Source organism: Pseudarthrobacter sp. C4D7 (assembly GCF_013359725.1).
Classification (GTDB): Bacteria; Actinomycetota; Actinomycetes; order Actinomycetales; family Micrococcaceae; genus Arthrobacter.
This window is the reverse complement of the sequence record NZ_JABFMW010000013.1, coordinates 92,205-102,051: the sequence shown is the minus strand read 5'-3', so window position 1 is coordinate 102,051 and position 9,847 is coordinate 92,205. Positions and strand designations below refer to the sequence as shown.

Here is a 9,847-nt window from a genome sequence, read left to right as displayed (position 1 = left end):
ATGGGTTCGGGCCGATCCCGGCATCCATGGCCCGGAAACTCGTCGCGGACGGGGCCGACTCCTTCTACCGGGTCCTCGTCGACCCCCGCGACGGGGCACCCCTGGAAATCGGCAGGAAAAACTACCGGCTCCCCGAAACCATCAAACGCTGGATCCGCCTGCGCGACAGCACATGCACGTTCCCCGGCTGCACCAACCACACCCCCGACAACGACACCGACCACCTCACCGCCTGGAACCACGGCGGCACCACAGGAATCAGCAACCTCGCCCAACTCTGCCCCAAACACCACCAACTCAAACACCACACCCGCTGGACACCCGGCCCCGCCACCCACAACGAACCACCAGGCTGGACCTCACCCACCGGCAGGCGCTACAAACCCGAACACCCCGACCCCACACCAACCCACTGGCCACCTGATGCAGGTCTCTTGAACGCGGTTCCCCATGGGGACAGTGCATTGATGGACCCGGGTCCGCCTGAGAGTGACCCGGTGTAGGAGAAGTATCTCGAAGCTGAGCAGATCGCCGCCGACGACCCTCTTTGGGAAGAGTTCTACGCGCGCCCGTTTTCGCTCCCGCCGGACCCACTGAAGGACTGCTGGAAAACGATGCAGCCATGGCCATAGTGGGCCGGGGAGCTCCGTCAGCACGGCCCACTTCTTCGACCTGTTGTCAGCGGTCCAGGCAGGTCGAAGGACCTCAGGGCAGGCCGAGGGACCTCATGCCCGGTGGAAGACCGAACGCATGAACGGCCGGTAAGCCGGGTTTCGTCCATCAGGAGAGGCCTCCGCTCCCGCCGGATCGCCGTCGTCGTTCCTTGCGGGTGACCGCAGCTCGGTGACGTGGGTCAGAACACCGTCATCAAGGAGCAGGGAATGGCGTGTCCAGCCTGCGTCGCTGCGGCGTTCAACGCGGAGCACACCATTGCGCCAGGTGCAGCGCGCGGCGGTGCCGGGTGGCACGCCGGCGCTGTCCACGTAGTACCAGAGGACGTCGTTGCGGACGGAGTCGACGGTGAAGATGCCGTGCCCTTCAAAATGGCTGCCGTCCGGTTCAGCGTGGCGGTAGCTCTGCACGACGCCCAGTCCCCCGGCCACCTGGCTGTAGGTCACCTCGGCGTCAACGCTGCGCTCGGGCCCCCATGGGCCTGCAGCGACGTGTGTCCGGCCCCGCCAGTGGCCCAGCAGGCCGGACAACGCCGGATGCCCGTGTTCCATTGCTGAACCGCCCATCGCCGCCACCGCCGAATCAATCCCCTGCTACTCAGGATGGACTCTTACGGGTGCCGCCGCCAGCATCATGTTCCCCGGGCCGCCAGGACTGCCGGTTCGCTATAGTCCGAACGTCTCGGTTTCCTCGAACGGCCCAACCACCGTGACCGTCCGCGGGGCCGCGGCGAGTTCGGCCGCCAGTTCCTGGACCTGTTCCACGGTGACGGCCTTGATCAGGCGCAGCGTCTCGTCGATGTCCTGGTATTCGCCGGACACCAGTTCGGCGCGGCCCAGCCGCGACATCCGCGAACCGGTGTCTTCAAGGGCCAGGACGATGCCGCCGCCGAGCTGTCCCACGGCCTTGCGGAGTTCGTCTTCGGTGATGCCGTGCTCGGCGAGCTTGTCCAGCTCCACGCCCAGCAGGTCGACTACCTGCCGCACCTTGGATGGCGTGCAGCCGGCGTACATGCCGAAGTAGCCGGCATCGGCGTAGGACGAGGCAAAGGAGTAGGTGGAGTACACCAGGCCGCGCTTCTCGCGGACTTCCTGGAACAGCCTGGAGGACATGCCGCCGCCCAGGACCGCATTCAGGACACTCATGACGTACCGGCGCTCGTCGGTGGCGACGATTGTGGGGCATCCCATGATGATGTTCGCCTGCTCCACGGCCCGCTTGACCACGTGCAAGCCCGCAGTTCCAGCGATCAGTGCGCGTTCAGTGGAACGCCGCTGCACCGGGGCCGCGTCGGACTGCAGCGACCACCCCGCAGTCTCCAGCGCCTCCACCACAAGTCCGCAGACGACGTCGTGGTCCAGCCCGCCCGCGGCGGTGATGACCAGTTCCTCCGGCTTGTAATACCTGCGGTAGTGCTCCCAGACGGAGTCCCGGGCGACTGCCTTGATGGCTGCGGGAGTGCCGCCGATGGGCCGGCCCAGCGGGTGGCTGCCCAGGACCGCGGCGACGAAGTGTTCGTGGGCAACGTCGGTGGGGTCATCGCTGTCCATGGCGATTTCCTCGAGGATGACGTCCCGCTCCTGCTCCATTTCGTCAGGGTCCAGCACGGCGCCGGTGATCATGTCCGCAATAACGTCGATGGCCATCGGCAAGTCGGTGTCCAGGACCCTGGCAAAGTAGCAGGTGCTTTCTTTTGCTGTTGCCGCGTTGGATTCCCCGCCCACCTCGTCAAAGGCCGAGGCGATCTCCAGCGCGGTGCGCCGCTTGGTGCCCTTGAACAGCAGGTGCTCCAGGAAGTGGGTGGAGCCGTGCTGGCCAGGGGCTTCGTCCCGGGAGCCAACGCCCACCCAGAACCCGATGGTGGCTGACCGCTGGCCCGGCATCGCTTCCGTCAGTACCCGCACTCCTCCGGGCAGCACTGAACGGCGGACCTCGGACCCGCCGTCGGAGCCGTGGACCAGGGTGTCGCCGGCGTGGTTCTGCTCAAGCGGCAGGGGTACAACAGTCATTGATGCCTTTCAGGACGGGCAGCCGGATCTGGCTGCCATCGTAACAGCGGCGGGACCGGTGGATCATCCACCGGTCCCGCCGCTTCATGCTTGTGCCGGGAAGTCCGGGCTGTTAGACGTCGGCGCCTTCTGCAGGCTCCGAGGCGTGGACGCGCTCAGAGTCGGCCGCAGCCTCTTCGTCGGCTACCACGGGGGCGAGCGAGAGCTTTCCACGGTCGTCGATCTTGGTGATTTCCACCTGGATCTTCTGGCCGACGGAGACCACATCCTCCACGTTGTCCACGCGCTTGCCGTTGGCCAGCTTGCGGAGCTCGGAGATGTGCAGGAGGCCGTCCTTGCCCGGGGTCAGCGATACGAAAGCACCGAAGGTGGTGGTCTTGACGACCGTACCCAGGTAGCGCTCGCCGATTTCCGGGACCTGCGGGTTCGCGATGGCGTTGATGGCGGAGCGTGCTGCGTCAGCAGACGGGCCGTTGGTGGCGCCAATGTAGACCGTGCCGTCGTCCTCGATGGAGATGTCGGCGCCGGTGTCTTCCTGGATCTGGTTGATCATCTTGCCCTTGGGGCCGATGACCTCGCCGATCTTGTCCACGGGGATCTTCACGGCGATGACGCGCGGTGCGAACTCGGAGAGCTCGTCCGGGGTGTCGATGGCCGAGTTGATGACCTCAAGGATGTGCAGGCGTGCTTCGCGGGCCTGCTTCAGGGCTGCGGCCAGGACCGAGGCGGGGATGCCGTCGAGCTTGGTGTCCAGCTGGATGGCCGTGACGAACTCGGAGGTACCGGCAACCTTGAAGTCCATGTCACCGAAGGCGTCTTCGGCGCCAAGGATGTCGGTCAGTGCTGCGTAGCGGGTCTGGCCGTCCACCTGGTCGGAGACCAGGCCCATGGCGATACCGGCGACAGCGGCCTTCAGGGGCACACCGGCGTTCAGCAGGGACAGGGTGGAGGCGCAGACGGAACCCATCGACGTCGAACCGTTGGAGCCGAGGGCCTCGGACACCTGGCGGATGGCGTAGGGGAATTCCTCGCGGGACGGCAGGACGGGCACGAGTGCACGTTCGGCCAGGGCGCCGTGGCCGATTTCGCGGCGCTTGGGCGAGCCCACGCGGCCGGTTTCACCGGTGGAGTACGGCGGGAAGTTGTAGTTGTGCATGTAGCGCTTGCGCGTTACCGGCGACAGCGAGTCGATCTGCTGTTCCATCTTGAGCATGTTCAGCGTGGTGACACCCATGATCTGGGTCTCGCCGCGTTCGAAGATGGCGGAGCCGTGGACGCGGGGCAGGACCTCGACCTCGGCGGTGAGCTGGCGGATATCCGTCAGGCCGCGGCCGTCGATGCGGACCTGGTCCTTGAGGATGCGCTGGCGCACCACGTGCTTGGTGACGGAGCGGAAGGCTGCGGAGAGCTCCTTCTCGCGGCCTTCGAACTGGCCGGCAAGGCCGGAGAGGACCTCGTCCTTCAGTGCGTCGGAGGCGTTGTCGCGTTCCTGCTTGTCGGCGATCTGGAAGACGGCCGCAAGCTTGTCGGCTGCGGCGGATTCGACGGCGGCGTAAGCGTCGTCCTCGTAGTCCAGGAAGACCGGGAACTCGACGGTGGGCTTGGCGGCGCGGGCGGCCAGGTCAGCCTGGGCGTCGCACAGTGCCTTGATGAACGGCTTGGCAGCCTCGAGGCCCTCGGAGACGACCTCTTCGGTGGGGGCGGTGGCGCCCTGTTCCTTGATGAGGTTCCAGGAGTTGTCCGTGGCTTCGGCCTCCACCATCATGATGGCGACGTCGTCGCCGGCAACGCGGCCGGCAACCACCATGTTGAAGACGGAGTTCTCCAGCTGGGAGTGCTTGGGGAAAGCAACCCACTGGGAGCCGTTTTCGTCAGCGACCAGGGCAACGCGGACGCCGCCGATGGGGCCGGAGAACGGCAGGCCGGACAGCTGGGTGGACATGGAGGAGGCGTTGATGGCCACCACGTCATAGAGCTCGTCAGGGTTGATGGCCAGGACGGTCACCACGATCTGGACCTCGTTGCGCAGGCCCTTGATGAAGGCGGGGCGCAGCGGGCGGTCCATGAGGCGGCAGGCCAGAATGGCTTCGGTGGACGGGCGGCCTTCACGGCGGAAGAACGAGCCCGGGATGCGGCCGGCAGCGTACATGCGCTCTTCGACGTCGACCGTCAGCGGGAAGAAGTCGAAGCCTTCGCGCGGGTGCTTGCCGGCGGTGGTGGCGGACAGCAGCGCGGTGTCATCGTCGATGTACACCATGGCTGCGCCGGCTGCCTGCTTGGCAAGGCGGCCGGTTTCGAAGCGGATTACACGCTTGCCGAAGCGGCCATTGTCAATGACTGCCTCTGAGAACTGGATTTCGGGACCCTCCAAGAGAGTCACCTCCGTTTCTGTTTCACGGAAGTCCAGCCGCATCAACCCAGCCCAGCATCTGTCTACTGGCCCTGCACCCGGTCATCGATCGAGACCCACGGGCCGCCGGCTTCAGTCAACGAAGCCGTTCCCGGGGATCACTACCGAGGACCGCGAATGCGTGATGCGGTTGATCCTCCTGTTTAGTTTTTCATTTGAAGAAGGCGGCCCCGTTCCCGATGGAAGGGGCCGCCTCAAAGCCAGACTAGCGGCGCAGGCCGAGGCGCTCGATGAGCGAACGGTAGCGGGCGATGTCAGTCTTCTTGAGGTAGCTCAGCATGCGCTTGCGGCGACCAACCATGGCCAGCAGACCGCGCTGGGTGTGGTAGTCGTGCTTGTGCTCCTTCATGTGCTCAGTCAGATCCTTGATCCGCTGGGTCAGGACAGCAACCTGGACCTCCGGTGAACCGGTGTCGCCTTCGGCGGTTGCGTATTCCTTGATGATGGACTGCTTTACAGCGGCGTCAAGTGCCACAATAACTCCTTGGGAATGTGCCGTGAGGGCCCAGGTCAGTAACTCACTGCCGGGTCTGCCGTGGTGGTCCCGCCCCGGTAAACCGAAAGGTGCCGCCAACAACAGGAGCCAGCCGCCACGGACTGCAGCCGGATCCATCGTTCAGTTTACCGGCCCGGGACTAACCTTGTCGAAACAAGCATTCGAAACACGCGCAGCCGGCCGGGCGCAGGGCTCAGCCCTGGAGCTTGTCCCGGATGGCAGCCATCCCGTGAAGCACCTCGGCAAAGCTGGTGCTCAGGGGTGAGAGCCCCACCCGGATGCCGTGCGGGGAGCGGAAGTCCGGAATGACATCGCCGTCCCACAATGCCTCCACCGTGGCCTTGGTGAAGCCGGCGTGGTCCACCGTGACGTGCCCGCCCCGCTCCCCCGGATTCCGTGGCGTGGCCAGTTCGGCTCCCAGGGGCGCCAGCCAGGCGTCGAAGATTTCCACGGCGAAGGCGGTGAGGTCCCGGGACTTGGAGCGGATGGCGGCCATGCCCGCTTCTTCGATGAGGTCCAGGGTCCCCTGCATGGCGATCATGCCGAAAATCGCGGGAGTGCCGCTGAGGAACCCACGGATGCCGGCGGCAGGCTGGTAGCCGGCGGCCATCTCGAAAGCGTCCTTGCGTCCCATCCAGCCCCAGATCGGCTGGTTCAGTGCGGGCAGGTGCCGTGCGTTGACGTAGGCGAACGCCGGGGAGCCGGGGCCTCCGTTGAGGTATTTGTAGGTGCAGCCCGCGGCGAAGTCAACGTCCGCGCCATCCAGGTCGATCTCCACCGACCCCGCCGAATGGCACAGGTCCCACACCACCAGGGCGCCGGCGTCGTGCACTGCTTTGGTGATGCCGGGCAGGTCAGCGAGGTGGCCTGAACGGTAGGCGATCTGGCTGAGGAGGACGACGGCGGTGCGCGGCCCGGTGGCCTGGCGCACCTGCTCGAGGGTTACCCCTGCGGCGGGGTCCGGTTCGATCCAGCGGAGGGTCAGGCCCTCCTCGAGGGCGATGCCCTCCACCAGGTAGCGGTCGGTGGGGAAGTTTTCGGTGTCGAGCACCAGTTCATTGCGGTCCGGGTCCGCCACGGCGGCGAGGGCAGCACGGATCAGCTTGTACAGCACCACGGTGGTTGAGTCGGCGATGATGGTCTGGCCCGGCGCTGCACCCAGGACGGCCCGTCCCAGCTGGTTCCCGATGGCCTGCGGCATGGCGAGCCACTGTTCGTCCCATCCTCGGATCAGCCGGCCGCCCCAGTCGTTGCGGATGAAGGCCGCGACGTCGTCCGCCGTGCGCTTCAGGGGCCGGCCCAGTGAGTTGCCGTCCAGGTAGGACAGGGGTGTGTCCGTGCCGATGAAGTGCTCCCGGTAATGCGCCAGGGCATCCCGGCGGTCCAGCTCTTCAGCGCGCTGCCGGAGCGTCTCCGCCGTTACGCCGGCACTATCTTCGTGGTGGATGCTCATTGTCCGATCTCCGTCCTGACAGCGAATAGTTCCGGGAAGAACGTCAGTTCCAGGGCCTTTTGCAGGAAGGTGACCCCGCTGGATCCGCCGGTGCCGGTCTTCATGCCGATGGTCCGCTGGACGGTCCGCAGGTGCCGGAACCGCCAGAGCTGGAAGTTGTCCTCCAGGTCCACCAGTTCCTCGCAGGCCTCGTAGGCCGCCCAGTTGTCCGCGGCATTCTCGTAGATGTGCTTGAAGAGCGGAACCAGTTCCGGGGCGAACTCGTGGGCGCGCGTTACGTCCCGGTCCAGGAGTGCCTGCGGGACGTCGAACCCCTGCCGGGAGAGGTAGGCCAGGAACTCGTCGTAGATGCTGGGGGCGGCAAGCAGCTCTTCCAGCATGGCGTGGGCCTCGGGATCGGACTCAAAGACCGGCAGCATCTTGCGGTTCTTGTTGCCCAGGACGAATTCCACCGCGCGGTACTGAGCGGACTGGAAACCCGAGGAGTTGCCCAGGAAGCCGCGGAACTGCGAGTACTCGGTGGGCGTAAGGGTGGCCAGCACGGACCACTGTTCGGTGAGGGTCTTCTGGATGTGCTTGACCCGGGCGATGCCCTTGAGCGCTGACCCAAGGTCGTCGTCCCGGAGCCAGGCGGTCGCGCTGCGGAGTTCATGCAGGACCAGCTTCAGCCACAGCTCCGTGGTCTGGTGCTGGATGATGAACAGCAGCTCGTCGTGGTGTTCGGGTTGGCTGACCGGCTGCTGCGCACTGAGCAGGGTGGGAAGCTGCAGGTAGGAGGCGTAGCTCATCCGCGAGCTGAAGTCGCGGACAATCCCCTTGTCCAGCTTGCGGGTGTTCTTCTCGACGGACACGTCCTGCCTTTCGCTTGCTGCCACGGGGCAGTATTGTCAGTGGCCGCCCAGGAGCTGGCGGGCCTGCGCCACGTCCAGCCGCATTTGTTCCACCAGGGCCTCAGGGCCACGGTAAGCCACCATGCCCCGGAGCCGTTCCACGAATTCGACAATTACTGTCTGGCCGTACAGATCGAAGTCCTCCACGGCCTCCTTGGGCCGGTCAATCACATGTGCCTCCACTTGGCGGCTGACTCCGTCGAACGTGGGGTTGGAGCCCACCGAGATGGCGGCCGGCCATCGCTTGCCGGCCTGGTCCACCAGCCAGCCGGCGTAGATCCCGTCGGCGGGAACCAGGCCAGTGGCGTTGGGTGCGAGGTTGGCCGTGGGGAACCCCAGTGCCCGGCCGCGGGCTGCGCCGTGGACCACCTCGCCACGCATCCGGTGCGCCCGGCCCAGGACCGACGCGGCGGTGGCAACGTCCCCGGCCTGCAGGGCTTCACGCACCCAGGTGGAGGAGCAGCGGCGGTCCGTGCCGTCGTCGTCATGGAGGGGGTAGCCTTCTGCCCCGAATTCGCTGATGACCTGGACGTTGAAGCCGAACTTTTCGCCGAGCGCTTTCATGGTGTCCAGGTCGCCGGAGTTGCCGCGGCCGAAGCGGGCATCGTGCCCAATCACCACGTGGCTGGCGTGCAGGCAGTCCACAAGGTACTGCTCCACAAACTCCTCGGCCGTGAGGCTGGCGAGGTCCAGCGAGTACTTGACCACCAGGATGGCGTCCAGGCCGAGCCCGCCAAGGGCTTCCAGCTTGTCGTCCAGGCCCATGATGAGCTCCGGCGCGGCCTCCGGGCGGTGGACAACCGCGGGATGGGGATCAAACGTCACAGCCACGGCCTTGGCGTCGGAGAGTCGGGCAGACCTGATCAGCTGGGACAGCACCTGCTGGTGGCCGCGGTGAACGCCGTCGAAGTTGCCGAAAGTGACAACAGATGGGCCGAAGTCCGCCGGGACATCGGACGGATCGTTCCAGATGTAAACCATCACCCTCGCCTCAAGCTGCCTGTAAGCCTCAACGCTCCGTGGCCCGTCCGGCCGCGGAACTCTACAAGGTTACCCGGATTCATGCTGCCGCTTATTCACTGCCCGGCAGTCACTGTGCGGCGTTGGCCTGCGAAGGCCGGCGCCGGTACAGCCACACCAGCCCCAGGATGGGCAGCAGCAGTGGGATGAAGCCGTAGCCGCGTCCGAACAGGGACCAGACGGTTTCGTGCGGGAACTGCACGGAGTCCAGGACACTCAAGGTTCCCACCACCAGGACACCGGCCAGCTCAACCAGCACCGCAGCGACAGAGACTTTGAACCACGTGGTTCCGGCCTTGGCCAGGGAGACCGTGGCCAGGATGTACACCACGGCGGCAAAGGCGGACAGCAGGTAAGCCAGGGGCGCCTCGGAGAACTTGGTGAGGATCTGGTAGCCGGCGCGGGCAGTGGCGGAGATGGCGAAAACCCCGTATACCGCGATCAGGAGGCGTCCCGGTCCGGTATTGCGGGTGTTGCGGACGGGTGCTTCTCCGGCGGCCGGCTGGGCCTGCTGGTCTTTCATCTCTGCTGCTTCTTCCATTTCAGTACCAGATCTGGTTCATTCGGGCAGCCATCACCAGCGCCGTGACGCCGACGGCGGCCAGGACAAAGTTGCTCCACCGCGTGCGCTCCAGGATGGACCAGTAGATGGCGGCGGGCGGCAGGAGCATGGCGGTGGCCAAGTAGCCCCAGAACTCCCAGGCCTCCCCGGCGATCGGCTCGCCAGCAATGACGCGGACGAGCGAGCCCACCAGGTAGACCGCCAGGGCCACCTCGACGGCCACGACGGACAGGATGGTGACGTCGTTGGGCGCCTTCTTCAGGATTCCCGCGCCCAGGCACAGGACGGTGGACAGCAGGCCCACCACCAGGATGATCCAAAAATATGCGTCCACG

At 65.9% G+C, this 9,847-nt stretch carries 10 protein-coding genes; 1 reads left to right on the top strand and 9 read right to left on the bottom strand.

Translation table 11 applies throughout. The features are described from left to right. Positions 1-503: HNH endonuclease signature motif containing protein (locus tag HNO81_RS11375; protein ID WP_254703422.1), on the top strand; the 503-nt coding region annotated here is incomplete at its 5' end. Positions 504-725: 222 nt separating this feature from the next. Here the strand turns inward: HNO81_RS11375 and HNO81_RS11370 are convergent. The 9 genes from HNO81_RS11370 to HNO81_RS11330 all read right to left on the bottom strand — a co-directional run bounded on the left by HNO81_RS11370 (position 726) and on the right by HNO81_RS11330 (position 9,846). After that, complete coding sequence (locus HNO81_RS11370; protein WP_371818236.1) at positions 726-1,238, bottom strand: DUF1579 family protein; 513 nt, start codon at positions 1,236-1,238, stop codon at positions 726-728. 99 nt (positions 1,239-1,337) lie between these two features. Then, positions 1,338-2,681 carry a pitrilysin family protein gene (locus HNO81_RS11365; RefSeq protein ID WP_175318229.1) on the bottom strand — a complete coding sequence of 448 codons (1,344 nt, stop codon included), beginning with the start codon at positions 2,679-2,681 and terminating at the stop codon, positions 1,338-1,340. A 112-nt stretch (positions 2,682-2,793) separates the two neighbouring features. Continuing rightward, positions 2,794-5,052: a polyribonucleotide nucleotidyltransferase gene (locus tag HNO81_RS11360; RefSeq protein WP_175318241.1), complete on the bottom strand. Its 2,259-nt coding sequence runs from the start codon at positions 5,050-5,052 to the stop codon at positions 2,794-2,796. A gap of 244 nt (positions 5,053-5,296) precedes the next feature. Then, entirely contained in the window at positions 5,297-5,566 is a 270-nt protein-coding gene (rpsO, locus tag HNO81_RS11355) for a 30S ribosomal protein S15 (RefSeq protein ID WP_043452786.1), read from the bottom strand. A gap of 214 nt (positions 5,567-5,780) precedes the next feature. Further along, entirely contained in the window at positions 5,781-7,040 is a 1,260-nt protein-coding gene (locus HNO81_RS11350; protein WP_175318228.1) for a kynureninase, read from the bottom strand. Continuing rightward, complete coding sequence (gene kynA / locus HNO81_RS11345; protein WP_175318240.1) at positions 7,037-7,891, bottom strand: tryptophan 2,3-dioxygenase; 855 nt, start codon at positions 7,889-7,891, stop codon at positions 7,037-7,039. The genes HNO81_RS11350 and kynA overlap by 4 nt, the downstream gene beginning before the upstream one ends. A 36-nt stretch (positions 7,892-7,927) precedes the next feature. Further along, the gene (locus HNO81_RS11340) at positions 7,928-8,911 is read right to left on the bottom strand and encodes a bifunctional riboflavin kinase/FAD synthetase (RefSeq protein ID WP_175318227.1); all 984 of its coding nucleotides are present in this window, start codon (positions 8,909-8,911) and stop codon (positions 7,928-7,930) included. Between the two features lie 109 nt (positions 8,912-9,020). Beyond that, the gene (locus HNO81_RS11335) at positions 9,021-9,473 is read right to left on the bottom strand and encodes a hypothetical protein (RefSeq protein ID WP_175318226.1); all 453 of its coding nucleotides are present in this window, start codon (positions 9,471-9,473) and stop codon (positions 9,021-9,023) included. A gap of 19 nt (positions 9,474-9,492) precedes the next feature. Next, the gene (locus tag HNO81_RS11330) at positions 9,493-9,846 is read right to left on the bottom strand and encodes a hypothetical protein (RefSeq protein ID WP_175318225.1); all 354 of its coding nucleotides are present in this window, start codon (positions 9,844-9,846) and stop codon (positions 9,493-9,495) included. Position 9,847 lies beyond the last annotated feature (1 nt).